At 69.6% G+C, this 25,821-nt stretch carries 24 protein-coding genes; 9 read left to right on the forward strand and 15 right to left on the reverse strand.

Annotated elements, in window-relative coordinates; genetic code table 11:
• Nucleotides 1–16: 16 nt before the first annotated feature.
• Together FZ029_RS03500 and rmuC are read right to left on the reverse strand one after the other, a co-directional pair.
• Nucleotides 17–205, reverse strand: a complete 189-nt coding sequence (locus tag FZ029_RS03500; protein ID WP_149198014.1) for a hypothetical protein — start codon at nt 203–205, stop codon at nt 17–19.
• A 136-nt stretch (nt 206–341) separates the two neighbouring features.
• The gene (rmuC, locus tag FZ029_RS03505; protein ID WP_247892132.1) at nt 342–1,799 is read right to left on the reverse strand and encodes a DNA recombination protein RmuC; all 1,458 of its coding nucleotides are present in this window, start codon (nt 1,797–1,799) and stop codon (nt 342–344) included.
• A 159-nt stretch (nt 1,800–1,958) separates the two neighbouring features.
• On the opposite strand from rmuC, the gene FZ029_RS03510 reads away from it, so the two are divergent.
• Nucleotides 1,959–2,552: an NUDIX hydrolase gene (locus FZ029_RS03510; RefSeq protein ID WP_149268028.1), complete on the forward strand. Its 594-nt coding sequence runs from the start codon at nt 1,959–1,961 to the stop codon at nt 2,550–2,552.
• 18 nt (nt 2,553–2,570) lie between these two features.
• On the opposite strand, the gene FZ029_RS03515 is transcribed toward FZ029_RS03510, so the two are convergent.
• Nucleotides 2,571–3,803, reverse strand: coding sequence for a ChaN family lipoprotein (locus FZ029_RS03515; protein WP_247892133.1), 1,233 nt, complete (start codon nt 3,801–3,803; stop codon nt 2,571–2,573).
• Between the two features lie 295 nt (nt 3,804–4,098).
• Between FZ029_RS03515 and FZ029_RS03520 the strand changes: the two genes are divergently transcribed.
• Complete coding sequence (locus FZ029_RS03520; protein ID WP_149268029.1) at nt 4,099–4,836, forward strand: SDR family oxidoreductase; 738 nt, start codon at nt 4,099–4,101, stop codon at nt 4,834–4,836.
• Between the two features lie 151 nt (nt 4,837–4,987).
• Here FZ029_RS03520 and FZ029_RS03525 read toward each other — a convergent pair whose 3' ends face one another.
• Both FZ029_RS03525 and FZ029_RS03530 read right to left on the reverse strand, forming a co-directional pair.
• Nucleotides 4,988–6,151, reverse strand: coding sequence for an aminotransferase class I/II-fold pyridoxal phosphate-dependent enzyme (locus tag FZ029_RS03525; protein WP_149268030.1), 1,164 nt, complete (start codon nt 6,149–6,151; stop codon nt 4,988–4,990).
• Between the two features lie 62 nt (nt 6,152–6,213).
• Complete coding sequence (locus FZ029_RS03530) at nt 6,214–7,647, reverse strand: gamma-glutamyltransferase (RefSeq protein WP_247892134.1); 1,434 nt, start codon at nt 7,645–7,647, stop codon at nt 6,214–6,216.
• On the opposite strand from FZ029_RS03530, the gene FZ029_RS03535 reads away from it, so the two are divergent.
• The 4 genes from FZ029_RS03535 to FZ029_RS03550 all read left to right on the forward strand — a co-directional run bounded on the left by FZ029_RS03535 (nt 7,607) and on the right by FZ029_RS03550 (nt 12,107).
• Nucleotides 7,607–8,971 (forward strand): M48 family metalloprotease, encoded by a 1,365-nt coding sequence (locus tag FZ029_RS03535; RefSeq protein ID WP_149198009.1) that lies wholly within the window; start codon nt 7,607–7,609, stop codon nt 8,969–8,971. The two genes, FZ029_RS03530 and FZ029_RS03535, sit on opposite strands and share 41 nt — an antisense overlap.
• Before the next feature lie 167 nt (nt 8,972–9,138).
• A complete protein-coding gene (locus FZ029_RS03540) occupies nt 9,139–10,554 on the forward strand; it encodes an esterase-like activity of phytase family protein (protein ID WP_149268031.1) in 1,416 nt (471 codons plus the stop codon).
• Between the two features lie 142 nt (nt 10,555–10,696).
• Nucleotides 10,697–11,464, forward strand: a complete 768-nt coding sequence (locus FZ029_RS03545) for a DsbA family protein (protein ID WP_149268032.1) — start codon at nt 10,697–10,699, stop codon at nt 11,462–11,464.
• Nucleotides 11,465–11,477: 13 nt separating this feature from the next.
• Nucleotides 11,478–12,107 (forward strand): HAD family phosphatase, encoded by a 630-nt coding sequence (locus tag FZ029_RS03550; protein WP_247892135.1) that lies wholly within the window; start codon nt 11,478–11,480, stop codon nt 12,105–12,107.
• A 10-nt stretch (nt 12,108–12,117) separates the two neighbouring features.
• Here the strand turns inward: FZ029_RS03550 and FZ029_RS03555 are convergent, their stop codons facing one another.
• The 5 genes from FZ029_RS03555 to FZ029_RS03575 all read right to left on the reverse strand — a co-directional run bounded on the left by FZ029_RS03555 (nt 12,118) and on the right by FZ029_RS03575 (nt 16,582).
• Nucleotides 12,118–12,786 carry an MT-A70 family methyltransferase gene (locus tag FZ029_RS03555; RefSeq protein ID WP_109150884.1) on the reverse strand — a complete coding sequence of 223 codons (669 nt, stop codon included), beginning with the start codon at nt 12,784–12,786 and terminating at the stop codon, nt 12,118–12,120.
• Between the two features lie 130 nt (nt 12,787–12,916).
• Nucleotides 12,917–13,624 (reverse strand): Crp/Fnr family transcriptional regulator, encoded by a 708-nt coding sequence (locus FZ029_RS03560; protein WP_247892136.1) that lies wholly within the window; start codon nt 13,622–13,624, stop codon nt 12,917–12,919.
• Complete coding sequence (locus tag FZ029_RS03565; RefSeq protein ID WP_149268033.1) at nt 13,621–14,265, reverse strand: YgjV family protein; 645 nt, start codon at nt 14,263–14,265, stop codon at nt 13,621–13,623. The genes FZ029_RS03560 and FZ029_RS03565 overlap by 4 nt, the downstream gene beginning before the upstream one ends.
• A gap of 393 nt (nt 14,266–14,658) precedes the next feature.
• Nucleotides 14,659–15,219: a cold-shock protein gene (locus FZ029_RS33890; RefSeq protein ID WP_149198005.1), complete on the reverse strand. Its 561-nt coding sequence runs from the start codon at nt 15,217–15,219 to the stop codon at nt 14,659–14,661.
• 256 nt (nt 15,220–15,475) lie between these two features.
• Nucleotides 15,476–16,582, reverse strand: a complete 1,107-nt coding sequence (locus tag FZ029_RS03575; protein ID WP_149268034.1) for an alkene reductase — start codon at nt 16,580–16,582, stop codon at nt 15,476–15,478.
• Nucleotides 16,583–16,796: 214 nt separating this feature from the next.
• On the opposite strand from FZ029_RS03575, the gene FZ029_RS03580 reads away from it, so the two are divergent.
• Together FZ029_RS03580 and FZ029_RS03585 are read left to right on the forward strand one after the other, a co-directional pair.
• Nucleotides 16,797–17,561 carry a histidine phosphatase family protein gene (locus tag FZ029_RS03580; RefSeq protein ID WP_149268035.1) on the forward strand — a complete coding sequence of 255 codons (765 nt, stop codon included), beginning with the start codon at nt 16,797–16,799 and terminating at the stop codon, nt 17,559–17,561.
• A 39-nt stretch (nt 17,562–17,600) separates the two neighbouring features.
• Complete coding sequence (locus FZ029_RS03585) at nt 17,601–18,512, forward strand: NAD(P)H-hydrate dehydratase (protein WP_247892137.1); 912 nt, start codon at nt 17,601–17,603, stop codon at nt 18,510–18,512.
• 3 nt (nt 18,513–18,515) lie between these two features.
• Here the strand turns inward: FZ029_RS03585 and FZ029_RS03590 are convergent, their stop codons facing one another.
• Entirely contained in the window at nt 18,516–19,250 is a 735-nt protein-coding gene (locus FZ029_RS03590; RefSeq protein WP_149268036.1) for a ribonuclease T2, read from the reverse strand.
• A 145-nt stretch (nt 19,251–19,395) separates the two neighbouring features.
• Between FZ029_RS03590 and aat the strand changes: the two genes are divergently transcribed.
• Nucleotides 19,396–20,040 carry a leucyl/phenylalanyl-tRNA--protein transferase gene (gene aat, locus FZ029_RS03595; RefSeq protein ID WP_149268037.1) on the forward strand — a complete coding sequence of 215 codons (645 nt, stop codon included), beginning with the start codon at nt 19,396–19,398 and terminating at the stop codon, nt 20,038–20,040.
• Here aat and FZ029_RS03600 read toward each other — a convergent pair.
• The 4 genes from FZ029_RS03600 to FZ029_RS03615 all read right to left on the reverse strand — a co-directional run bounded on the left by FZ029_RS03600 (nt 20,037) and on the right by FZ029_RS03615 (nt 25,794).
• Complete coding sequence (locus FZ029_RS03600) at nt 20,037–21,146, reverse strand: anhydro-N-acetylmuramic acid kinase (RefSeq protein WP_149268038.1); 1,110 nt, start codon at nt 21,144–21,146, stop codon at nt 20,037–20,039. The genes aat and FZ029_RS03600 overlap by 4 nt on opposite strands.
• A 40-nt stretch (nt 21,147–21,186) precedes the next feature.
• Nucleotides 21,187–22,050 carry a hypothetical protein gene (locus FZ029_RS03605; protein WP_149268039.1) on the reverse strand — a complete coding sequence of 288 codons (864 nt, stop codon included), beginning with the start codon at nt 22,048–22,050 and terminating at the stop codon, nt 21,187–21,189.
• A 216-nt stretch (nt 22,051–22,266) separates the two neighbouring features.
• Nucleotides 22,267–22,731, reverse strand: a complete 465-nt coding sequence (gene bcp / locus FZ029_RS03610; protein WP_149268040.1) for a thioredoxin-dependent thiol peroxidase — start codon at nt 22,729–22,731, stop codon at nt 22,267–22,269.
• Nucleotides 22,732–22,776: 45 nt separating this feature from the next.
• Nucleotides 22,777–25,794 (reverse strand): bifunctional [glutamine synthetase] adenylyltransferase/[glutamine synthetase]-adenylyl-L-tyrosine phosphorylase, encoded by a 3,018-nt coding sequence (locus tag FZ029_RS03615; RefSeq protein WP_149268041.1) that lies wholly within the window; start codon nt 25,792–25,794, stop codon nt 22,777–22,779.
• Nucleotides 25,795–25,821: the final 27 nt, after the last annotated feature.

Raw genomic sequence — 25,821 nt, forward strand, 5'->3', positions numbered from 1 at the left:
GGTGCCGGATATCGGCTCACGCCAAGACCAAGGTGCCGACCCAGCCGGCCAGGGCAAGGATCACCAGCATCACCAGCAGGGCCACGATCACGGCATTGGTGCGGCGAATCGAACGGCAGCGCGGGCACCCGTCCTCGGCGGCGGGATAGCGGTGGGCGCAGCGGTCGCAGCGGACGGTCTGGTCGGTCGCGGTCTGGTCCGACATCGGTGGGTTCCATGAGGTCGAAGGGCGGTAAGGCCGCATGGATAGCACGCCCGCTGCCGCACCGCAGCGTCGATGAGCAGCGACCGGGCGCCGTCACCGCTGGGGCGAAATGCCGCATCACCCGGTTGGATGCGCCTCAATCGGCGGCGGTGGTCTCCACCGGCGGCACGGCGCGCAGTTCGGCCGCCTGCAGACGGCGCGGGCTGTGGTCCAGCGGTTCCAGCAGCGGCATCTCCGCCCCCTCCGGCGCGGCGTGCAGGTCGCGGAAGCGGCGGGCGCTGACCAGCACCCGCGATTCCAGCGTGCCGACCGCGCTGTTGTAGCAGCCGACGGCCTTGTCCAACTGCCCGCCCAGCTTTTCCATATGGCCGCCCAGGTCGGACAGCCGCTTATACAACTCGGCACCCAGCGCGCTGATTTCGCGGGCATTGTCGGCCAGCCGCTCCTGCCGCCAGCCATAGGCGACGGCGCGCAGAAGCGCGATCAGGGTGGTCGGGGTGGCCAGGATGACGCGGTGGTCGATGCCGGCCTCGATCAGCGCCGGGTCCTGCTCCAGCGCCGCGGAGAAGAAGTTCTCGCCGGGCAGGAACAGCACGACGAATTCCGGGCTGTCGTCGAACTGGTCCCAATAGCCCTTGGTGCCGAGTTGCTTCATATGCTCGCGCACATGGCGGGCATGGCGGACCATGCCGTCGCGCCGCCCGGCCTCCTCCACCGCCTGGATGCCGTCCAGATAGCCTTCCAGCGGCGTCTTGGCATCGACCACGATGGTCTTGCCGCCGGGCAGCGTGACGATCAGGTCGGGGCGCAGCCGGCCGCTGTCGACCGACACCTGCTCGACGAAGTCGCAATGGTCGAGCATCCCCGCCATCTCGCAGACCCGGCGCAGCTGGATTTCGCCCCAGCGTCCACGCGCCGCCGGGGTGCGCAGCGCACGGACGAGGTTGCCGGTCTCCGCCCGCAGCTGGGTCTGGGTTTCGACCAGCGACAGCACCTGCTGTTTCAACCCTTCATAGGCGCCGGCCCGCGTGCTTTCCAGTTCGCGGATCTGGCGGTCCATCGCTTCCAGCGACTGGCGCACCGGGTCGACGATGGCGGCGATGGCGGTCTGGCGCTTGTCCAGGTCGCCCTTCGCCTGCTCCTGGAAGCCGGTCAGCGTCTCCCGCGCCAGATCGAGGAAGCTGCGGTTGTTCTGGTGCAGCGCCTCCGCCGACAGGGCCTTGAAGCTGTCCGCCAGCGCCGCCTGGGCGCGCTCCAGCAGCGCCATCTTCTCCGCCGCGGCGGTCCGCTCCGCCTCCAGCCGGGTGGACAGCTGGGCATGGCGTTCACGGGCATCGGCGACCTCGCCATGCAGGCGGGCGATCTGGTGGTCGCGCGCCTCGATCTCCTCGCGCAGATCGTCCTCGGTCCGTTCGGCGAGGTCGAGACGGGTGGCGAACTCCGCATGCAGGGCGGCGGCGGCGGCTTCCGCCCGGCCGGCGGCGGCGCGCATCACCGCCCAGGCGACGGCGGCGCCCAGCAGCAGCCCAGCCACCAGCCCGGCGGCCAGCGACAGGCCGTCGATCACCATCCCGTTCACCAGGAACTGCGTCACCCCGAATTCCTTCACCACAGGCCCCACCACTGAGACGGGCACAGCCTATCGGAACGAATCGCGAATTGGAACAGGCCGCGAACGGGCGCGGCGCCGCAGCGGCCCGGCTGGCGCTTTCTCCGCTTGCCCGGCGAAGGATGCGGCGCCATATCGGTGGCCATGCCAGACGATACGATTCCCGACGACAAATCCTCCGACTGCGGCCCGAACTGCGGCGGCCCGCGCGTCCGCGGCATCCCGCCCGGCGAGGATCGCGAGCGGCTGATGTGCCCGGACTGCGGCTATATCGCCTATCAGAACCCGCTGATCGTGGTGGGGGCGGTGGCGACCTGGGAGGATGGCCGCATCCTGCTCTGCCGCCGCGCCATCGAACCGCGCAAGGGCTTCTGGACCCTGCCCGCCGGCTATATGGAAGAGCGCGAAAGCACCCGCGAGGGCGCCGCCCGCGAAGCCTGGGAAGAGGCGCGGGCGCGCATCGACATCGACCATCTGCTGGCGATCTACGACATCCCGCGCATCAGCCAGGTCCAGATGATCTTCCGCGCCCGCCTGCTGTCCCCCGACGTGGAGCCCGGCCCGGAGAGCCTGGAGGTCGGCCTGTTCGCCTGGAAGGACATTCCCTGGAGCGAGCTTGCCTTCCCCACCGTCGTCTGGGCCCTGCGCGAGCATCATGAGCGGCTCGGCCGCTCCGACTGCGCGCCGGCGGTCAATCCCACGCCCGATGCGCTCGCGCGGTGGGGGAAGATGCTGTAGCGGGCGACAACCTCGCCCTTACCTCCCCTCCATCGGGAACTTCGCCACCAGTTCCTGCTCCGCCCCGTCGCGCCGGATGGTGAGCGGCAGCCAGGTGCCCGGCGCCTGACGGCGGATCACCGCGACGAGATCGGCCGGTGCACGCACCGGCATTCCCGCGGCGACCAGGATGCGGTCGCCGGTGCGCAGGCCCGCCGCCGCCGCCACGCTGCCGCTGCTGACCGCCCCAACCGTGATGCCGTCCGGCGCGGGATCGAGTTGCACACCCAGCTTCGGCCGTTGCGGTTCGGCATCCTCCCGCTCCGGCCCCAGGCCGAAGACGGCATCGGCGATGCGGCCGTCCAGCTCATCGCAATCGCGGTCGACGTCCCAGGGCAACAGCACGGCGGCCTCGCCGATGCCGAGATCGGCCAGCTGGTGCGGCACGCCATCCCGCCGGGCGACATGCCCCTCCCCCAGGATGCCGATCACGCTGCGGCCGGTGGCGCGGCGGGTCTCGGCGATCTTCTCCGCCATCGCGCGGTCCCAGACGCCCTGCGCCTCGATGAAGCGCTGGGCCGCCTTGTTGGGGGCATCGTCGGGCGCGGCGGCGCGGGCTTCCGAGCGGTCGTGCGCCGCCAGCGTCTCGTTCAGGCGCTTGCGGTATTCCTCCGTCGGAGGGGCGGGCGTGCCGACGCCCTCGCGGTCCGTCTCCGGGATGGCGGCCCAGCCGTTGCGGGCGGTGCGGCTGACCAGCGAGCGTTCGACATTCAGCGCCACCACCGGCAGCCGGTGCAGACGGGCGAACTGCAGGATCGGCAGATAGAATTGCGGGTCGAAGCCCCAGACCGCGCGCCAGTCCGTCTCCTTCAGGAACTCGCTCTCCGTCAGCTCTCCCGCCACCCAGCGGTCGAGCACCGGCTGCAGCCGGCGCGGCAGCATCTCCATCCCGATCGCCAGATCGGGGTTCAGCGCATGGAGCCCTGCCAGGGTGTGGAGCTGCCAGCGGTGATGGTCCGGCTTGTCATGCCGTTCCCCCAGCAGGACCACGGGCGCCTCGGCGATCCGGCGCAGCAGCGGCACCGGCTCCACCGCCGTTCCGGTGCCGTCCGCCCAGACGCCGGGCGGCACGCAGCCGATGCGCGCCGCGTCCTCGGCCTTGGCCTCCGTGGCCCAAGCGGTGGGAGCGCTCAGGAACAGCGCCGCGACGGTCAGCAGGGCGAGGCGGCGGCGCGGAACGGCGACGGCGGGACGGAAGGGCTGGCGCGGCAAGGGCTGGCTCCGTCGGTGCGGGGATTGCGCCAAGGTTGGCGCTGCCGGGCGCAACGTCAATGGACAAAGCCGGCGATTGCGTCGTTCAGTCGCGCCGGATTCAGGCGCGCCGGACGGCGAACAGGCGCCCGGCATGCTGGCGGATGACAGGCGGGGCGGCGGCGGTTAGGATCGCCGCAGGCGGTGGACCACCGGAGGATGGGGAGCACCCGGCTCCCGCATCCGTAACCCCAAGGCCGTTCCCAGGGTGTCCGCTTTCCCCGCCGACCGCAATCATTCGTGAAGCGCAGCCCCCATGCCGCACCGCAAAGTCGTCATTCTCACCGGCGCCAGCCGGGGTATCGGACACGCCACCGTCACCCGGTTCAGCAACGAAGGCTGGCGCGTGATCTCCTGCTCGCGCGAGGAGGTGCCGGACCACTGCCGGCGCGATCCCAATTGGACCCACCACATCCCGGCCGATTTGTCGGACCCGGCCAGCCGCGCCGCCTTCGTGGAGGAGGCGAACAAGGCGCTGGACGGCGCGCCGCTGCACGCCCTGATCAACAACGCCGGCATCTCGCCCAAGACCCCGATCAAGGAGCGGCTCGGCTGCCTGAACGGCTCGATCGAGGGCTGGCACCGGGTGTTCGAGCTGAACTTCTTCGCCGCCCTGGTGCTGGCGCGCGGTTTCGCCGCCCCGCTGTCGCGGGCGAAGGGGGCGATCGTCAACGTCACCTCCATCGCCGGCCATTCGGTGCATCCCTTCGCCGGCTCGGCCTATTCGACCTCGAAGGCGGCGCTGTCCGGCCTGACCCGCGAAATGGCGGTGGAGTTCGCGGAGATCGGCGTCCGCGTCAACGCCGTCGCCCCCGGCGAGATCGAGACCTCGATGACCGGCCCGGAATACGACGTGCTGATCCCGCGCATCCCGCTGAAGCGCATGGGCAAGCCAGAGGATGTCGCCGCGGTGATCTTCTATCTCTGTGGGCCGGATGCCGCCTATGTGACGGGGACGGAGACCTTCATCACCGGCGGGCAGCATCTGTTTTGAGAGGGGCGCCTCAAACGGCCGCCCCCTCCCCGACCCTCCCCCGCTTTGCGGGAGAGGGAGTAAGTGCTTGAGCAGCGGCAGTCCCCTCTCCCACCGAAGGTGGGGGAGGGTTAGGGAGGGGGCACCCGCAGCGCCCCCTCTCAAATACGCATTACTTCCCCGCCCGCCAGGCGATCAGCCGCCGCGCCGCCTCGGCGATGGTCTCCTCCGCCCCGGCGAAGCTGAAACGCAGGAAGCGGCGGCCGCGGGCGGTGTCGAAATCGATGCCGGGGGTGCAGGCGATGCCCGTCTCCTCCAGGATCCGCTTCGCCAGCGCCTCGCTGTCGTCGGTCATGTCCGACACGTCGGCATAGATGTAGAAGGCGCCGTCGGCCGGAGCCATCTTGGTGAACCCCGCCTTCGGCAACTCCTCCAGCAGCAGCGCACGGTTGCGGGCATAGCGGGCGACGTGACCGTCCAACTCCTCCGTGCAGTCGAAGGCCGCGACCGCCGAAACCTGACTGAGAGTCGGCGCGGAGATGAACAGGTTCTGCGCCAGACATTCGACCGAGCGCAGCAGGTCATCCGGCACGATCATCCAGCCGAGACGCCAGCCGGTCATCGAGAAATACTTGGAGAAGCTGTTGACCACCAGGGCCTGATCGTTCACCTCGGCGGCCGTCACCGCGTCGGTGCCATAGGTCAGGCCGTGGTAGATCTCATCCGACACCATGCGCACGCCATTGGCGCGGCACCAGTCGGACAGGGCGGTCAGCTCCTCCCGGCTCAACATCGTGCCGGTCGGGTTGGCCGGGCTGGCGACAATCAGGCCCTGGACCGGCTCGTCCAGGGCTTCCAGCAGCTCGATGGTCGGCTGGAAGCGATGCTCCGGCCCGGTCGGCAGTTCCACCGGGACGACGCCCGCCGCGGTCAGGGTGTGGCGATAGGCCGGGTAGCTGGGCGAGGCCATCGCCACCCGGTCGCCCGGATCGAAGGCGGCGAGGAAGCCCAGCTGGAAGGCGCCCGACGACCCGGTGGTGACGACCACGCGGCGCTCCGGCACATCGACGCCGTAGCGGTCCTTGTACCACTTGGCGATGGCCGCACGCAGCGGCGGGATGCCGAGCGCGCCGGTATAGCCCAGCGGATCGGTGCCCACCACCGCGGCGGCCGCCGCCTGCACCACGCCCTTCGGCGCGCCGGTGGAGGGCTGCCCCACCTCCATATGCAGGACCTCCAGTCCGGCGGCCTCGCGCTCTGCCGCGGCGCGCATCACTTCCATCACGAAGAAGGGCGGAATCGCGCCCCGCTTGGAAACCTTGGGCTGCTTGCTCATGATCGTCCGTCTCTAACTTTCTTTGGGCGGGCTTTCTTTGGGCGGGCCGTTTTCCGGCCGTGTCATTCCCGCTTGCGTTCGCTTTCGACCGTCAGTCCCAGGCTGCCGGCGCGCGGGTCGATCGCCGTCTGGCAATAGCGGACCCCGTCCTCGATCGAAACCCGGCATCCGACGAAGCTGACCCGTCCGGGGATGGATTGCGGACGGGCCGCCTGGATCTGCGGGGCGGTGGACTTGTCCTCCAGACCGGCCGGAAGGGCGGCGGACAGTAGTGCCGCCGGGCCGGCGGCCGGGCCGTCGTCGCCGTTGGCGGTGCCGACCCCGGCGAAAAGGGTGCGGCCGATGATGGAGTTGGCGATCAGCGCCGGCGCGCCGAAGCCGCCGCGGTCAACCCCCTGGGCCACCAGCATGCCCGTGCCGGGGATGCCGCGGCCGGTGCCGAAGGGCGCTCCCTGGGTGAAGGCGCAGGCCGCACCGTTCTCGTCCGGATCGATCACCATCACCCCGGCCCCCGCGGCGGTTGCGCCCCTGCCGGTGGCGCCCAGCAATTGGGCGGCGCGGGTCGCGCGCTCGGCCGGCGGCAGCGATGCCACCGCCTTCCATGCCTGGACCAGGGCGGCGCCGGCTTCCGGTTCGTTCAGGTCGGGCAAATGCAGGTCACTGATGTCGAAGGGCACGGTCAGCGTTCCGGCGACACGCGGCTGATAGGCGCGCAGCTGCGCCGGGTCGATGCCGGTGCCCTGGGCGACCGTCGCGGCGAGCGGCCCGCTGTAGAAGGCGCCCACCCCCTGCCGGCGCAGGACCGACAGGGTCGCGGCCAGCTCCGGCTGGCCGACCACCGCACCGACGGCGGGGGTGCCGCTGCCGAGGAAGCGGCGCCGCGTCTCCGAATCGGGCGCCAGCCGCCCGCCGAAGGCGGTCAGATCCTGCACCATCGCGCGGCTGAGGCCGGGGGAGAACTGGGCCAGCTGTTCGGCCGGGGAGACGACCTGCTCCCACCGCATCACGCCGGCGGAGGCCTGGACGGCGAACAGGCCGCGCGCCATGGCGGGCATGGCGACGCCGCCGGCACCGGCCGGACGCGGCAGGAAATCGATGGTGCGCGCCTTTTTCGAGGCGGCGTCGAACAGAACGCAGACGCCGCCGCCGGTCAGACCGACCCGCGACGGCAGGCTGGCGGTCATCGCCAGCGCCATCGCCGCGACCGCGTCGCCGGCCTTGCCGCCCTGGGCGATGATGTCGCGCCCCACGCCGGCAGCATAGGGTTCGTCGGCGACGACGAAGCTCTGCACCGTGGCGTCGGTCTTGAACTTGGTGTTGACGCAGCCCGCCAGCAGTGATGCAGCTATGGCAACCGCGCCCAACCGTTGCCAGATTTGCAAGCGAGTGTGTCGCGGTCCGGAGTTCCGCCGGTCGCGCGCGGGAATCCGCTGTTCCAAGCCGGAGGTCGTCACGGTGCGCAAGCCCAGCAGGCTGGTTTCGGTCGTCGCCATCATGTCCGTTTGTCTGATGTCGCTGGTGTGGGGAGCGCCACCGGCGAGCGCGCAGCGCCGCTCGGAGATGCAAATCCTCAGCGACGCCGAGACGGACCATATCATCCGCAAGATGGCCCGGCCAATCTTCCAGGCGGCAGGCGTCGACCCGGATTCGGTGCAGATCCTGCTGATCAACGACCCGACGGTGAACGCCTTCGTCGCCGGCGGGCAGAACATCTTCATCCACACCGGGCTGCTGCTGGACGTCGACAACGCCGACCAGTTGCTGGGCGTGATCGCCCACGAGACCGGCCACATCGCCGGCGGCCATCTGGTGCGCGGGGCGGAGGCGATGGACAACGCCTTCCTCTCCTCGCTGCTCGGCATGGGGCTGGGCGTCATCGGCGGCCTGGCCTCGCGCAATGCCGGGGCGGGTGCCGCCGGCGTCATGCTGGGCCAGCATCTGGCGGAGCGGAACTACCTGTCCTTCTCCCGCACGCAGGAGGCATCGGCCGATCAGGCCGGCCTGTCCTTCCTGGAACAGTCGGGCATCTCCGCCAAGGGGATGGAAACCTTCCTGGAGAAGCTGGGCGTCGGCGATCCGCTGATGAACGACCGCGACGCCGGCTATCGCCTGACCCACCCGCTGACGCGCGAGCGCATCGACGCGGTGAAGACCTTCGTCGCCCGCTCCCGCTATGCCAACGCCAATCTGCCGGCGGCGACGGAGGCCGATCTGCGGCGCATCCAGGCCAAGCTGTACGGCTATCTCGACCCGCGCGGCGCCCTGCAGCGCTACAAGGCGAACGACCCGTCCCCGGCCGCCCGCTATGGCCGCGCCTATGCCTATTTCCGCCAGGGCGACATCAAGCAGGCGACGCCGCTGATCGACGGGCTGATCGCCGACGAGCCGAAAAACCCCTACCTCTACGAGATGAAGGGCGACCTGATGCTGCAGACCGGCCGGGCGCCGGATGCGGCGGCCCCGTATCGAAAGGCGGTGGAGTTGGCTGGTTCCGAAGCCGGAACGATCCGCGTCTCCCTCGCCCACGCCCTCTTGGAACAGCATGATCCCCGTCTGGCGGACGAGGCGCTGAAGAATCTGCAGATCGCCTCCAAGGGCAAGGCGCAGTCCGCCTTCCTGTGGCGGCTGACCGCACAGGCCTGGAGCATGAAGAAGAACGACGGCATGGTCGCCTACGCCACGGCGGAGGAGGCGCTGGCGCGCGGCGACATGCCGATGGCCAAGGCACAGGCGGAGCGGGCGGAGAAGCTGCTGCCCGCCGGCTCGCCCGGCTGGCTGCGCGCCCAGGACATCCGCGGCCAGACCGGCGGCGGGCAGTAACGCCAGCCGACCGTAACGCCGGCCTGCGGGTCATATGACGAAAGCGTTCTTCCGGTAACGCAACGGTCACCGAACCGTCCCGGCCAAGTCATCGCCGCTTGCTATTCCGCGGACATCGAGCGCGCCACGCCAGCCGGGCGCGCGGTTCCGTCCACGGAGTACACCGCATGCCGTCCGTCCGTCCGAAATCCTGGCGCGGCCCCCTGCTCGCCACCGCCGCCCTTCTGTCCGCCAGCCTCGCCGCCATCCCGGCGCCGGCCCAGGAGCAGCAGGCCAAGCGCTATCCCGCCACGCTCGCCGGCCATGCGGTGCTGCCGGCCGACACGCTGGTGCAGCCGCCGGCCGATGCCGGGCCGCTGTTCGCCAGCGCCGGCAAGTTCACCAACGCCGACCGCAAGCGGGTGGACGCCGTGGGCACCATCCGCGCCACCTCCTTCGCCGCCGATCCCAAGGCGCCGCGCGGGACGGAGATCATGCTGCCGGTCGCGGGGCAGGCGGTGCAGGGCTTCTCCGCCATCGTGCCGCAGGGCAACGGCGAGTTCCTGGCGCTGACCGACAACGGCTTCGGCAGCAAGGTGAACTCCGTCGACGCCCTGCTGATGGTCCATCGTGTCAAGCCGGACTGGCAGAGCGGCGCCATGCAGCGGCTGGAGACCATCTTCCTGCGCGACCCCGACCGCAAGGTCCCCTTCGCCATCGTCAACGAGAACAGCACCAGCCGCTATCTGACCGGCGCCGACTTCGACCCCGAATCGCTGGTGGTCCAGGGCGACCGCCTGTTCATCGGCGAGGAATTCGGTCCCTATATCCTGGAGCTGAGCCGGGACGGCGTGGTCATCGCGGTGCATGAGACGGTGATCGACGGCAAGCCGGCCCGCTCGCCCGACCATTACCGCAACAACGGCCTGCCGGCGGTCCCCGGCGCCGTCACCTTCGAGGTCCGCCGGTCCCGCGGATTCGAGCCGATGGGCGTGTCGCCGGACGGCAAGACGCTGTACCCGTCGCTGGAAGGCCCGCTGTGGAACGCCGCCGGCAACAGCTTCGAGAACAAGGACGGCCACGCGTACACCCGCATCCTCGAATTCGACGTCGCCGGCCGCACGTACACCGGCAAGTCGTGGAAGTACAGGCTGGAGGACAACGCCAACGTCGTCGCCGACATGGCGATGATCGACGCCGGCAGCGCCCTGGTGATCGAGCGGGACGACAGCACCGAAGGGGCCAGGACCGAGGCATGCCAGGGCGAGCCGAAGCCGGACTGCTTCAACGCGCCCGCCGCCTTCAAGCGCATCTACAAGATCGACATCGCCGGGGCCGATGCCGACGGGTTCGTCCGCAAGATCGGCTACATCGACCTGACCGACATCGCCGACCCCGACCACAAGGCCCGCGCCGGGCAGGCACCGGAAGGCCGCTTCGTCATGCCCCATCTCGGGCCGGAGGGGGTGAACATCGTCGATGGCGACCACATCGTCGTCGTCAACGACAACAACCTGCCCTACTCCACCGGCCGGACCATCGGCAAGGCCGACGGCGACGAGATGGCGCTGCTGTCGGTGGGCGAGCTGCTGCGCGCCAAATGATCGCCAATCCCAAATGATCGCCGATCGCTGATCGCGCAAAGGTGATGTCCGGACAGGCGCTTTGCACTTGTCCGGACCGCATTGTCGGTCCAGTGTGGGCGGCCTTCGGCCCAACTCTCTTCGTGCTTCGGAGACCGCCCTCATGCGCCCCGCCCTGCCGTTCCTGCGTTCCGCCCTGCTGGCCCTGCCCGTCGCGGCGCTGGCGCTGTCCGCCGCCGCCCCGGCCCATGCGCAATCGGCGAGCTTCGACAGCACCCAGAAGACCGCCATCGAGAAGATCGTCCGCGACTATCTGATGGAGCATCCGGAGGTGATCCTGCAGGCCGTCGACGCCATGCAGGAACGCCAGAAGACGGCCGAGGCCGAACAGGCGCGCAAGGCTCTGGTGGAGAACAAGCAGGAGCTGACCCGCAACCCCGCCGACCCGGTCGCCGGCAACCCGCAGGGCGACGTCACGGTGGTGGAATTCTTCGATTACCAGTGCGGCTACTGCAAGGCGGTGCAGGCCGACACCCAGTCGCTGATCAAGGGCGATCCCAAGCTGCGCTTCGTCCTGAAGGAATTCCCGATCCTGGGGCCGGCCTCCGTGGTTGCCTCCAAGGCGGCGCTGGCCTCCCGCGCACAGGGCAAGTACATGGAGTTCCACAATGCCCTGATGGCGCAGCGCGGCCAGCTGGACGAGGCCGTCATCATGCGCCTCGCCAAGTCGGTCGGGCTTGACACCGACCGATTGAAGAAGGACATGGAGTCGCCGGACGTGCTGAAGGTGATCGCCGCCAACCAGGCACTGGCCGAAAAGCTGAACATCCGCGGTACCCCCGCCTTCATCTTCGGCGACGAGCTGGTGCCCGGCGCCATCCGGCTGGACGACATGAAGCGGCTGACCGAAGCCGCCCGCGCCAAGGGCTGAGGCGGACTGTTTCATGACCGGAATGACCGAGCAGGGGAAGCCGTCCGTCGTCGTCTTCGATGTCGGGCAGGTGCTGATCGAATGGGATCCGCGGCATCTCTACCGCGAACTGTTCGACGGTTACGAAGATCTGATGGAGGATTTCCTCGACCGGGTCTGCACTCCGACCTGGAACCTGGAACAGGACCGCGGCCGTCCCTGGTCGGACGCGGTCGCCCTGCTGACCGAGGAGCATCCGGACTGCGCCGAGCTGATCCGCGCCTATGACGACATGTGGGAACGCATGGTGCCCGGCCCGATCCCCGGCACCCCGGAAATCCTGGCCGAGCTGAAGGCCCGCGGCGTCCCCGTCTACGCCATCACCAACTTCTCGGTCGACAAGTTCGAGTTGACGCGCAAGCGCTTCGATTTCCTGAACGGCTTCGACGGGATCATCGTTTCGGGTCAGGAACGACTGGTGAAGCCGGACCCGGCGATCTATCGGCTGCTGATGGATCGTTACGGTCTCGAACCGAAAGACTGCTACTTCATCGACGACAATCCCGACAATGTCGAGACGGCAAGGTCGGTGGGCATGTCGGCGCACCTGTTCCTGGGCGCCGAGGCGCTGCGGCGCGATCTGGAGGCAGTGGGGCTGCTTTGATGCGGCCCCCCTACTCCGCCGCAGCCTCACGATCCGTCGCGGAATTGAACGCGTAGGTCTTCCAGGTCGGCTCGTAGCCGTCGTCGGCCTGATTGCCCCAGACCGACCAGTTGGGCCGGGCGCCGCGGGCGAACATCTCCAGATAGGGGCCGGGGCTGCAGGACTCGATCAGTTCATACTGCTCATCGGGTTTGCGGCTGTGCTCACGCTTGCGGCTCTCGATCAGGTTGACCTGGGTGCGGCCGGGCGGCAGCGTGCGGGCCTTCTTGCCGCGCACGCCGAACAGGATCAGTTCGGTGACGTTGCGGAAATAGAAGCCGACGCCACGCCCATCGGACCCGCCATCCTTGCGCACCTTGTGCCAGATCAGGTTGGTCTTGTACTCGAACCCCCAGCTGCGCATCACCTGCAGCCCTTCCGGCAGCAGGGCGTTGGGAACCCAGAGATAGAGGTGCGCGGTGGGGGCGGCGATGTCGGCGACCGGCAGGGCGCAGATGTCCTCCACCGTCATGGTGCCGTAGCGCGACAGGCGGCGATGCTCCGGCGCCATCTTGCCGGTGCGGTTGACGAAGCGCCAGGGCGGGTCCGCCATCACGGTGGCGAAGCGCCGGTCACCGGCGAAGGCCACCAGATCCTGCGCCGGATCCGATGCCGTCGCCACCGTCTTGCTGTCGCCCATCGCTGCCTCGAAATCCTGAACAAATGCGGTACCGGGAGGGGTGCAAACTCGCACGGGGGGACACCGCCGTCAATCGGGTCTGAACCGCTCCGCCGACGCTGTCACAAGCATCGTCGGCGCACCATCCCCGTCACTCCTCCTCGCCGGCCTCGGCCATGGCGCGCAGGGAAGCACGTTCGGCGACGCTGACGGTCAGCCCCTGGGTTTCCACCCCGACTGCGCGCAGCTTGGCCAGAGCCCGCGACAGGGTTTCCGGCTGCATGCCCAGGCGCCGCGCGATCAGCGCCTTGTCGAAGGGAAGCTGGAATTGCGCCGGCCCGTCGCCCGGCGGGCAGACGCGCATAAGGAAGGCGGCGACCCGCTGCGGCGCCGGCTGGACCTGGAGCTGTTCGATCTGCGTCACCAGATGGCGCAGGCGGACCGACAGTGAACCCAGCATGCCGAAGGCGATGCGGTCGTCCTCGCGCAGGCAGCGGGCGAATCCGTCGGCGGTCAGCGTCAGGACGCGGGCATCGGTCACCGCCTCGGCGCAAACCGGAAATTTGCCGTCGGCGAACATGGCGGCTTCGGCGAAGCTTTCGGCCGGACCGATGACATGCACCACCGCCTCCGTCCCATCGCGGGTCAGGCGGTACAGCTTCACCCAGCCGTCGAGCAGGACGAAGAAGCGATCAGCCGTCTCGTCCTGCAGGAACAGGGTGGTGCCGCGTGACACCGGGCGCACGATGGCGACCCCGCCCAGCAGCGACACCGCCCGGTCGGTCAGCTTGGCGAAAAGCGGAATCGCGCGCAGTGCGGCGGCGTCTTCCGCCGACAGATTGGAATGGTTGACGGTCATGACAGCTTCGCCTCCCCGGCCGCCGGCGGCATTGCTGCAGCAGCCGGTGGCATTGGTGTTGGTGAGGGCGGCGTCAGTCCGGTGCCGCGCAGCAGCATCCAGGCATTGACGGCGATTCCGGTCACGTCCGAGATCATTGCCGGCACCGACCCCACCAGACTGTTGTGCACGAACCAACAGGGCAATGCCACCAGCATGATGCCGCGGAAGGGTGCGACCCGCGTCTGGTAACGGGCAAGGCTGATCAGCGCCATGCCCCCCGCCGCGAAGACGGACGGCAGCCCGGTCCAGGTGAAGGCCATTACCGCGGCGATCACCGGAAGGATTGCCAGATAGACGAGTCGAAAGGCCGGCCGCGCGCCGATCGCCAGCGCCGCCACCACCTGCAGCGCCGCAAGCCCGTTCAGCGCCGACGCTGTCGGGGCGCCCACCAGGGCGTAATGCACGGCGAAGCACAGGCAGGGCACCAGCTGCACCAGCAGCATGCCGGTCCGGCTGCGGAAGAACGGCCAGAGCATGCCGCCGACGGTGCCGCAGAAACCGATCAGCTGGGCCGCGGACCATCCACCGCCCGCCACCCCTTCCCCACCGGCCCCCCCACCTGTCAAGACGGCGACTAAGTCGGTCAACACCTCGCTCATGCCGGATCGGACCTTTGGCAGCAAGGGGGACAACAGCGGGGAGACGTGGCGCCGGCCGCCCCGGAGGGCGGCGCAGGAGAACAGGCGTCACGAAAAAAGCAGGAACAAAAGAAAGAGCGGAAGACACACGCAACGAACAGCCGGGCCGAACAGAGCCACGGCCGGATCACTCACGAGCCAGGACCGCAAAAGCAGCAGCATAAAAGACAGGAACGCACGGCGCGCCCCCGAAGGGAGGCGCCGTGCGCTGAAAGTCCGGATTCTCACCGGGAGGCCCGCAGCCGGTACGGCTCAGGACCTCAAGAGGCTATTCAGCCAAGCGGAGCCGGCCGGTATGGCGCGCGTCCGGAAAGGACGAACGCCGCGCGGCCGAGGCCCGGAGTTCCCGGAGCCTTACAGGTACTCGACCTTGCCCGCTTCCGGACCCTTCTGGCCCTGGCGAACGGTGACGCGCACCTGATCGCCTTCCTGAAGGGTCTGCATGCCCGAACGGCGCAGCACGTTGACGTGGACGAAGACGTCCTTGCCACCGGTGCTGGGCGTGATGAAGCCAAAGCCCTTGTCGGCATTGAACCACTTCACGGTGCCGTCGACTTCTTCGCCACCGGCGCCGCCGGCATCGTAGCCGCCGCGGTCGAAACCGCCACGGTCGAAGCCGCCGGTCCGCGGACGGGCCGAACGCTGAGCGGTCGACGCATCGACCGAGTGGATGGAGGCCACCTGCGGACCCTTCGGCCCACGGGCCAGGTCACAGGTGATGGTGGTGCCTTCGTCCAGCGCGTCGTAGCCGGCGGCCTGAACCGCAGAGACGTGCAGGAAGGCATCGGGCGAACCGTCCTCAGGCGACACGAAGCCGAACCCCTTGGTGGGGTTGAACCACTTCACGGTGGCGGTGACGTTGGACTTGGTGATCTCGGGAGCGCGGAAGCCCTGGCGGGGCGGGCGGTCGAACATGTGTCTTCAAGCTCATAGAGTGTGCCGAATGTCTTTTGTCACAGGGATCCGGTCCCAGGTCAAGCCTTCCAAAGGAAAGATGACCAAATCGCCTTTAAATGCCTCACCCCTGGCTCACGCTTGCGGCATCCCCGGTGCTTGCGACCGCCCGAAGCGGCACCGAAGTGCCGCTTCGCCACCCCTGTCCGGCACCCCCGGCCTGCCGGCCCCGGCGCGACTCGGAAGGGCTTTTGCACGCAGGCCGTGCGGCGCCGGATCAGGCGACCGACCGGCTCATCGTCGGATAGTCGGTGTAGCCGTGGCGGTCGCCGCCATAGAAGGTCTTGGGGTCCGGCTCGGCCAGCGGGGCGTCGATTCGCAGCCGCTCCACCAGGTCCGGGTTGGCGATGAAGGGCCGGCCGAAGGCGATCATGTCGGCATGGCCGCTCGCGGTCGCCTGGATCGCCATGGCGCGGTCATAGACGTTGTTGGCCATGTAGCGGCCCTTGTAGAGCGCGCGCAGCTCGGCGAGATCGCCGCCGAATCCGGGATGCGGACCGCGGGTCACCCCTTCGATCATGTGCAGATAGGCAAGGCCGTAATCATTCAGGCGGCGAATCACCGGGCTGAAGGTGCCGACCGGGTCGCTTTCCTGGGCGTCGTTGGCCGGGCTCAGCGGCGACAGGCGGATGCCGACGCGGTCGGCCCCGGCCTCCGCCACCACGGCGTCCAGCACTTCGAACAGGAAGCGGGCCCGATTCTCGACCGAGCCGCCATAGGCGTCGGTGCGCCTGTTGGTGCCGTCGCGCAGGAACTGGTCGATCAGGTAACCGTTGGCGGCATGCACCTCCACCATGTCGAACCCGGCGGCCAGCGCGTTTCTGGTGGCGCGGCGGTAATCCTCGACGATGCCCGGCAGTTCCGACAGTTCCAGCGCGCGCGGGGCCGGGATGTCCTTGAAGCCGTCGACGGTGAAGGCCTTCATCTCCGGCTTGACGGCGGACGGCGCCACCGGCAGGGCGCCGCCCGGCTGCAGATCGGGGTGGGAGATGCGGCCGACATGCCAGAGCTGCAGGCACATGTGCCCGCCCTTGGCGTGGACCGCGTCGGTCACCAGCTTCCAGCCCGCCACCTGTTCGGCGCTGTGGATGCCGGGGGTGTAGGCATAACCCTTGCCCTGCGGCGAGATCTGCGTCGCCTCGGCGATGATCAGGCCGGCGCTGGCGCGCTGGGCGTAATATTCGGCGTTCATCGCGGTCGGCACGCCGGTGGCGTTGTCGGTGCGGCTGCGGGTCAGCGGCGCCATGGCGATGCGGTTGGGCAGGGTAAGGCGCCCGACCGTCACCGGCTGGAACAGGGGGGCCGCGTCCTGGCTGTCCGTCATGTCCGATCCATCCTGTATGATTGAAGACTGGCTGCTGGTTGGAAACTGGACAGGAAAGTGTGGCCCGGCCGGCGCCACCGGCAAGGCGCCGCGTCGCCATAGCGGCGGAACGGGCAGCATGGCTGCCATACCGTGCCCTGCACGGCGGAGGGACCTTTCGGCCCGCCGGGCGGTTATTTCCGACAGTTTCGCCTGCCAGGGAATGGGATCGCCGATGCAACAGCGCTGGCCCGACCGATTGTGGATCGTCCGCCATGGCGAGAGCGCCGGGAACGTCGCGCGCGACGCCGCCCACGCCGCCGGACATGTCCGGATCGACATCGACGAACGCGACGTCGACGTGCCGCTCAGCCCGCTGGGCGAGCGGCAGTCGGATGCGCTCGGCCGCTGGTTCGCCGCCATGCCGGCGGTGGAGCGGCCCGACGTGGTGCTGACCTCGCCCTATCGCCGGGCGCTGCGCACGGCGGAACGGCTGCACCAGTCGGGCGGGCTGCCGATCGACCCGGCCGATTTCGTGATCGACGAGCGGCTGCGCGAGAAGGAGTTCGGCGTGCTCGACCGGCTGACCAGCGCCGGCATCCGCCAGGAATTCCCGGAACAGGCCGAATTCCGCCGCCTGCTCGGCAAGTTCTATCACCGCCCGCCCGGTGGTGAGAGCTGGTGCGACGTGATCCTGCGGCTGCGCAGCGCGCTCGACACCGTCAGCCTGCATCACGGCGGCCGCCGGGTGCTGATCGTCGGGCACCAGGTGGTGGTGCTGTGCCTGCGCTATCTGCTGGAAAACATGACGGAGGAGGAAATCCTGGCCATCGACGCGACCGGCGACGTCGCCAACTGCTCCGTCACCGAATACCGCTTCGATGCCCAGGCCGGGCCGCGCGGCGGACTGCTGCTGCACCGCTACAACTTCGTCGCCCCGCTGGAGGAGGCCGGCGCCCCGGTCACCGCCGAGCCGGATGCCGCAGTCGCCGCCCGATAAATCGCCGCCCGCAGAGGGCCGCCCGCCGAGGAGAGCCGATTGGACGCCGAGATCCCCATCACCGCCGGGCTTCTGCGCGGCATGCCCCTGCCCCAGCCGGATGGCGACGGCGACAAGGAAACCCGTGGCCGGGCGCTTGTGGTGGCCGGCAGCGTGCCGGTGCCGGGCGGCGCCCTGCTGGCCGGGATCGGCGTGCTGCGGGCGGGGGCCGGCAAGCTACAGATCGCCACCGTGGCCAGCGTCGCTGCGCATCTGGGCCTCGCCCTGCCGGAAGCCCTGGTCGCCGGCCTGCGTGAGACGCCGGAGGGCGGGATCGCCGCCGAGTCGGCCCAGGCGTTGGCCGAGCGGGCCTCACGCTGCGACACGGTGCTGATCGGCCCCGGCATGATGGACGAACCGGCAACGGCGGCCCTGACCGCCGACCTGCTGAGGCGGCTGGACCCGGGTGGGGACGGCCCACGATTCGTATTGGATGCCGGGGCGCTGGCCGGGCTGGCGCAGGACCCGGCGCCGCTGCACCGGCACGAAGGCCGCGTGGTCGTCACCCCCCATGCCGGCGAAATGGCCGGCCTGCTGGGCTGCCCGCGCGAACAAGTGGATGCCGACCCGCTCGGCAGCGCAAGGCAGGCGGCGGCCCGGCTGAAGGCGGTGGTGGCGCTGAAGGGAGGCTGCACCCGCATCGTCGCGCCGGACGGCCGCGCCTGGGCCTATCGCGACGGCACGGTCGGGCTGGCGACCTCCGGTTCGGGCGACACGCTGGCCGGGATCGTCACCGGCCTGCTGGCCCGCGGCGCCAGTCCCGAACAGGCCGCCATCTGGGGGGTCTACCTGCATGGCGAGGCCGGCAACCGGCTGAGCAGCCGGATCGGCCCGCTGGGATTCCTCGCCCGCGAATTGCTGGCGGAAATCCCGGCGGTGATGGCGTCGCTGGCGGAGGGGACGGGCGGCTGAGCCTCACTGCGCCGGGGCGGGTGCCGCAGCAGGCGCCGGCGGCAGGGCCGGGGCGGCGGGCGGGGTGGCGCTGCGGCGCGGCTGGGCCGGGACCACGTCGGGCGACAGGGCGGCGTCGCGGTCGCGGCAGCGGTCGACCACCTTCTGGCCGCAGGCGACGAAACCCAGATCCTTGTTCAGGCAGACCCGCACCTCGGCCACGTCGCGGCGGGAGCAGACGACCGCCACCCCCTCCGCCGTCAGGCCGGGATTGGCCTCCAGGAACAGGCGTTCCACCTGCGTCGCCGGCACGGTCGGGCCGGGAACCTTCAGCTGCTCCGGGATCGCCACCTTGGACGCCGCGGCGCGCAGCTTGGCGAAATAGTCGGTTGCGTTCAGGCCGGAGCAGGTCCCGTGCTTGCGCCATTCATGCATCATCAGCCCGACGCTGGGCATCACCGGCATGGTCTGGTCCACCACCGCCTTGGGCAGGTTGCGGTCGCGGGTGCAGGTGGCGGGATAGCTGCCGTCATTGTATTGCGGCCACAGGCCATGGACGACGAAGCCGTACTTGCGGTCGCCGCACTGGTCGGGATCGGGGCCGTTCTTGTCGCGGGCGCAATAGGTCGGCGTCCAGGACAGCGACAGAAGGTAATAGTCGAAGTTGCCCGGCTCCGCCCGTCTCTGCGCCCAGGAGGGGCTTGCGGCGAGCAGTCCGGCAACCATGACGGACAGGATGGCGGCGACGGCGCTTCGCATGACAGTCTTCCCCACGGATGTGCTTCCCTGCGTTGCATACCATGGAAGGAGATTGCTGTCGCGGGGTCTCGACACCAGTATCACTCAGCCAAACTTCGGCCGAACGTTTGCGCGTTCCGCCCCATCAGCGGGTATAGTGACCGGCATGTTCACCCTGTCCGCACCGATCTTGCTGCGTGCCTACGCCGCCGGCATCTTCCCGATGGCCGAAAGCGCCGAATCGCGGGAGCTTCACTGGTTCGACCCGGAACTCCGCGGCATCCTGCCGCTGGACGGTTTCCATGTGCCGCGCAGCCTGCGCAAGACGCTGCGGCGCTGCCCGTTCGAACTGCGCTTCGACAGCGCCTTCCGCGCGGTGATCGAGGGCTGCGCCGAAGCGACGGAGGACAGGCCGAAGACCTGGATCAACGACGACATCGTCCGCCTCTACGGCGACCTGTTCGACAGCGGATTCGCCCACAGCGTGGAATGCTGGCGCGACGGCCGGCTGGTCGGCGGGCTGTACGGGGTGTCGATCGGCGGCGCCTATTTCGGCGAGAGCATGTTCAGCCGCGAAACCGGGGCCAGCAAGGTGGCGCTGGTCCATCTGGTCGCCCGGCTGCGCGCCGCCGGCTTCGCCCTGCTCGACACCCAGTTCGTGACCGAGCATCTGAGCCGATTCGGCGCCATCGAGATCCCACGCACCGACTACCGCCGCCGCCTCGCCGCCGCGATGGAGCGCAAGACCGACTTCCGCGGCGTCGACCAGCGGTCGGCGCTGGCGGACCTGCTGGGGTCGGCCGCCGATTAGGGCTTCGGGTGGAACACCCCGCCCGGCATGGGCGCCGGCACGCCGGTGGTCGCCGGCAGGCTGAGCGGCAGTCCCAGCCGGCTGCGCACCGCCAGATAGCCGAAGGCCTGCGCTTCCAGCGCGTCGCCATCCCAGCCGACGAGATCGGCCGACTCGACGGGCACGCCCAGCCGGTCGGCCAGCATCGCCATCAGCGTGGCGTTGTGCCGCCCGCCGCCGCAGACCAGCCAGCGCACCGGCGCGGCCGGCAGGTGGGGCACGACGCGGGCGACCGACAGGGCGGTGAAGGCGGTCAGGGTGGCGGCGCCGTCCTCGGGCGACAATGCCGCCACCGGCGCCGGATCGAAGGCGTCGCGGTCCAGCGACTTGGGCGCCGGACGGCCGAAATAGGGGTGGGCCATCAGTTGGGCCAGCGCCGCGTCATCCACCCGCCCCGACGCCGCCAGTGCGCCGCCGGCATCGAAACGGCCGATCCCGTGGCGCAGCACCCAGTCGTCGATCAGGGCGTTGCCGGGACCGGTATCGCAGGCGACGACATCGGCTTCCCCGTCCGCAGATTCGGGGCCGATCCAGCTGACATTGGCGACGCCGCCGATGTTGAGGACGGCGAGCGGACGCGGCAGCCCATGCGCCAGCGCCCGGTGGAACAGCGGGACCAACGGCGCCCCCTGCCCGCCCGCGGCGACATCGGCGCTGCGGAAGTCATTGACCACGGCGATGCCGGTCGCCGCCGCCAGCCGGGCGCCGTCGCCGATCTGGCGGGTGATGCGCCGGTCCGGATCGTGGTGGATGGTGTGGCCGTGGAAGCCGATCAGATCGACCGCCGCCGCCGCGACGCCCGCCTTGTCGAGCAGGCGGCGCACCGCGTCGGCATGGGCGTCGGTCAGGTCGCGCTCCACTGCCGCGACCGTCTCGCCATTGTCCGTGCGTCCCAGACAGCCGCGCAGACGGGCACGGAAGCCGTCGTCATAGGGGATCGTCAGGAAGTTCAGCGCATCCACCCGGTCGCGGCCATCGGTGCGCAGCAGGGCGGCGTCGATGCCGTCCATCGAGGTGCCGCTCATCAGGCCGACGACCGTGCGCAGCCCGTCCTTCGCTTCCATCATCCGATCCGCATTCCCCAGTGACGATGCGGACCAGTCTAGCTCAGCTGATCCACAGCTGCAGCATCAGCCGCTCGCGGCTGGCCGGCGGGGTGGCGCGGTGGTAGCAGGAGGTGTCCTCCAGGAAGCCGGTGCCGGCCGGTCCCTCCACCACCAGGATGCGGTCGCGGGCGAAGCGGGTGAACAGCTCATCGTCGCGGGCATTGGCGGAGCCCAGCAGCATGCGCAGCGACTTGCCGTGATGGCTGCCACGGACCAGCGCATGCTCCCCCGACCCCGGCCCGACATCGGTCAGATAGAACTGAGCCGAGCAGAAATGGAAGTCGTGGACGTCGTAATGCCAGTCGATGGTCTGGCCCAGCTGCCGCCGCTCCTCGTCGGTGGCATCGGTGACGAAGCTCCAGAACAGGCGCGGGATGATCTTGGTGGCGGGGAAGCCCAGGAACGCCCCGGCGCATTGCATCAGCAGCGGATCGCGGCAGACCCGGCGCACCGCCGGGCAGTCCAGCGGATCGGGGACGATGCCCATCACCGCGGGCGACCCATCCTCCAGCCGGCCCTTGCGGACAGTGTGGCGATAGAACACGCGGTCGTCGCGCAGCCGCCGCTGCAGGGGGGAGTGGGTGGCGAACTCCACCATCTCCTCCACCATCGGCCAGGGCAGATCGAAACCGAGCGCGATCGAGTCGCGCCGCAGGTCGGCCAACGCGCGGTCGATGGTCTGGCCGGGGAACAGGCTGACCGGAAGCGGAGGCAGCGATATGGGCGGGCCGGCCGGCGCCCGCTGGCGCGACCGGGGAGACAGGCGACGCAGAGCACTGTAGCCGCGCCGCACCGATTCGAACCGGCCCAGCGCATAGTGAAGCTCTCCGGCGACGAGGCGCCGGGCAATGTTCGCAACGTTCATGGCGTGTGCATCCCTGGGGCAGCCGAAGGACCAAAACCGCGGTGGGTTGCGCGGCCTCTGGTGCGGGAATGCACGAAGTGTAGGCTTGTTTGGGGCGATTCTAAAAATACCCTTCGGGCGTACGCCCACACGCCGGGGGAATAGCCGGGCCGGCAGGGCGCCCTTCCCGTCCGGACCATGCCGGGAGAAAAAGGCGCCCCACCTTCCCGTTGAAGGTTACAGCGCCTGCACGCCCTTCAGAACCGCGGCGACATGACCGGTGACCTTCACCTTGCGCCAGACGTTGCGGACGATGCCGTCCTTGTCGATCAGGAAGGTGGCGCGGTCGATACCCATGTACTTGCGCCCGTACATGCTCTTTTCAACCCAGGTGCCATAGGCTTCGCACACGGCGCCGTCGGTGTCCGACACCAGCGTGAAGGTCAGTTCGTGCTTGGCCTTGAACTTGTCGTGGCTGGCGACGCTGTCCTTGGAGACGCCGATCACCACGGCGTCGACGGCGGAGAAGTCGGGCAGCTGGTCGCGGAAGCCGCAGGCCTCCGACGTGCAGCCCGACGTGTCGTCCTTCGGGTAGAAATACAGCACCACCGGCTTGCCGCGCAGGGCCGACAGCGTGACGCTGCCCCCGCCGTCGGTCGGCATGGTGAAATCCGGGGCGGGCGATCCGACGTCTACGGTCATGGCTGCTCGACTATCCTTCTTCCTGCCGGCGGGGATCGGAAACCCTCAGGCCGGGGGCGTGGTGGTGGGTGGGGCCAGACGGCCCGCCGGTTCCTCGACCAGGGCCTTGAAATGGCCGTGGGCGCGGGCGGCGACGGCACGGATTCTGTGGTCCAGTTCCGGGAAGTCAACACCGTCAGGCTCACGCTCGTCAGGAAAGGCCGTGCGGACCAGCCCGGCCAGCAGGCTGGGCGACACCTGATTGGGGTCGAGCACCCCGGCGGTGGTCAGCCGCAGGAAGCCCTGCACCCGCCGCCACAGCCGCAGAGTCGTTTCCAGATCCTCCGCCACCTCCGGGTCCAGCGCGCCGGTCCGGGCGGCGCATCGCAGCGCCTTGGCGGTGCCGATATGCAGGATGTCCGGCCGCTCGTGCCCATGGCGCAGTTGCAGGTACTGGGCGATGAACTCGATGTCGATCAGGCCGCCGCGGGCGTATTTGACGTTCCAGACATTGGTCGTCCCGAACTCCTTCTCGATTCGCCGCCGCATGTCGGCGACATCCCACAGCAGCCGGTCGGCATCGCGCGGCGCGGTCAGCACCGACCGGATCGCCGCCTGGACGCGGCCCCCCAGTTCCGGATCGCCGCCGATCACGCGGGCGCGGGTCAGGGCCATATGCTCCCAGGTCCAGGCGTCGGCGGCCTGATACTTGACGAAGGCGTCCAGCGAGGTGGCGAGCGGTCCGGCATTGCCCGAGGGGCGCAGCCGCATGTCGACCTCGTAGAGCCGCCCGTCGCCCATCGGCGCGGTGATGGCGTTGGTCAGGCGCTGGGTCAGCTTGATGTAATATTCGTTGGGCGACAGCGGCTTCGTGCCGTCGGACAGGCGCGGCCCCCCGCCGCTCCCTTGGCCCGGCGCCACGTCATAGATGACGATCAGGTCGATGTCCGACGTGATGGTCAGCTGCCGGCTGCCCAGCTTGCCCATCGCCACCACCACCCAGGCGCCGCCGGGGATGCGGCCATGGCGCTGGGCGAACTCCTCCTCCACCCGGCGGGCGAGGTCGGGGACGACGATGTCGGCCAGATCGGCCAGGAAGGCACCGCAGCGGTCGCCGTCGGTGATGCCGCGCAGGATATGCACCCCGGCGCGGAAGCGCTGGTCATTGGTCCAGCGCCGGGCCAGCGTCAGCGCATCCTCGAAGTCGCGGGCCGGCGCCATCACCCGGGCATGGTCGTCGGCCAGCCCGTCCGCCTTGCCCGGCAGAGGATCGAAGAAGTCCGGCGACAGCACGGCGTCCAGCAGCGACGGGTTGCGCGACAGGGTCTGCGCCATCTGCGGCGCGATGCCCATGATCTCCGCCTCCAGCTCCAGCAACCAGGGATTGGCGACGAACAGGGAGAACAGCCCGACGCCGGCCGGCAGCTTTCCAAGGAAATCGTCGAAGTTCATCAACGCCGAATCGGGGGCCGGCGTCTTGGCCAGCGCGCTCAGCAGGGCCGGCGTCATCTCGGTCAGCAGTTCCCGCGCGCGTCCCGACCGGGTGGCGCGGTAACGGCCGCGGTGCCAGGCCGACACCACGCTGATGACGCGCGCCGGATCGGCGAAGCCCATGCCGCTCAGCGTCTCCACCGTGCCGGGATCGGGGTCGGTGCCGGTGAAGACCAGATTGCCGGGGCCGGAGAGCGACGGCGCCTCCTCGAACAGCTCGGCATAGCGGTCTTCGACCTGCCCCAGCGTCGCCAGCAGCTCCGCCCGGAAGGCGGCGGGGTCGCCGTAGCCGAGGAAGGTCGCCAGATGCGCCACCCCGGCATCGTCGGCGGGAATACGGTGGGTCTGCTGGTCGTCGATCATCTGGATGCGGTGTTCGACACGGCGCAGGAAATGATAGGCCCCGGCAAGCTCCTCCACCGTCTGCGGCGGCACGCGGCCGACGTCGCGCAGCGCCTCGTTCGCCATCAGGGTCGGGGCGATGCGCACGCGCGGGTCGCGACCGCCGAAGATCAGCTGCTGGGTCTGGGCGAAGAACTCGATCTCGCGGATGCCGCCGCGGCCGACCTTGATGTCATGGCCGTTGACCGTCACCTCGCGGTGGCCCTTGTGGGCGTTGATCTGGCGCTTGATCGAATGGATGTCCTGGATGGCGGCGAAATCCAGGTTGCGGCGCCAGACGAAGGGCTCCAGGAAGCGGAGGAAGGCGGCCCCCGCCTCCGGATCGCCGGCGATGGGGCGGGCCTTGATCATCGCCGCGCGTTCCCAGTTCTGGCCGACGCTGCCGTAATAAATTTCGGCCGCGGAGACGGAAACCGCCAGCGGCGTGGCGCCCGGATCCGGCCTAAGCCGAAGGTCGGTGCGGAAGACGTAGCCGTCCTTGGTCCGTTCATCCATAATGCGGACAAGATCGCGTGCGAGCCTGATGAAGGTTCGCGCGAGGTTGTCCGGCTGGGGCGTCTGCACAACAGCGTCGTCGTACAGGACGATCAGGTCGATGTCGCTGGAATAGTTGAGTTCGCGCCCGCCAAGCTTACCCATGCCCAAAACGATCAGGCCCGAACCGACCCACGGTCGCTGCGGATCCGGCAGCGTCAGCGTCCCCGCCTCCCCGGCGCGGCGCAGCAGGAAATTCGCGGCCAGCTGCACCCCCGTCTCCGCCAATTCCGACAGTGCGCCGGTGACGCGGAACAGCGGCCATGCCCCTGCGATGTCGGCCAGCGCGATCAGCAGCGCCGCCCGCCTTTTTGCCACCCGCAAGCCCGCCATCAGCCGGTCCATCGACTTTTCCTCGCCATGCTCGGCGTGGAGCGAGGCGATCAGGGCGGCGAAGGTGTCGTCGAAGCCGTCCCGCACCGTCCGGGCGACGAAGGGCAGCTCCCGCGTCAGGCTGTGGCCGAGATACGGGCTGTTGCCGCACACCGCCTCGATCAGCGCCCGGCCGGGCTCCGAATCGGCGAAGGCCTCCGCCCAGGCGCGGGTCTCCGGCTCCGCCGCGGCGGCCTGCTGGCGCCAGCGCTCCATCCCCAACGACGCCTGCGCGGCATCGAAGGGCTTCGGCAAGGGGCTTGAGAACGCGATGGGGCTGGGCATGGCAACCGTCTTTCCTGCTCAAATCAT

It is taken from the genome of Azospirillum sp. Sh1, from assembly GCF_008365135.1.
In the GTDB taxonomy this organism is placed as follows: Bacteria; Pseudomonadota; Alphaproteobacteria; order Azospirillales; family Azospirillaceae; genus Azospirillum; species Azospirillum oryzae.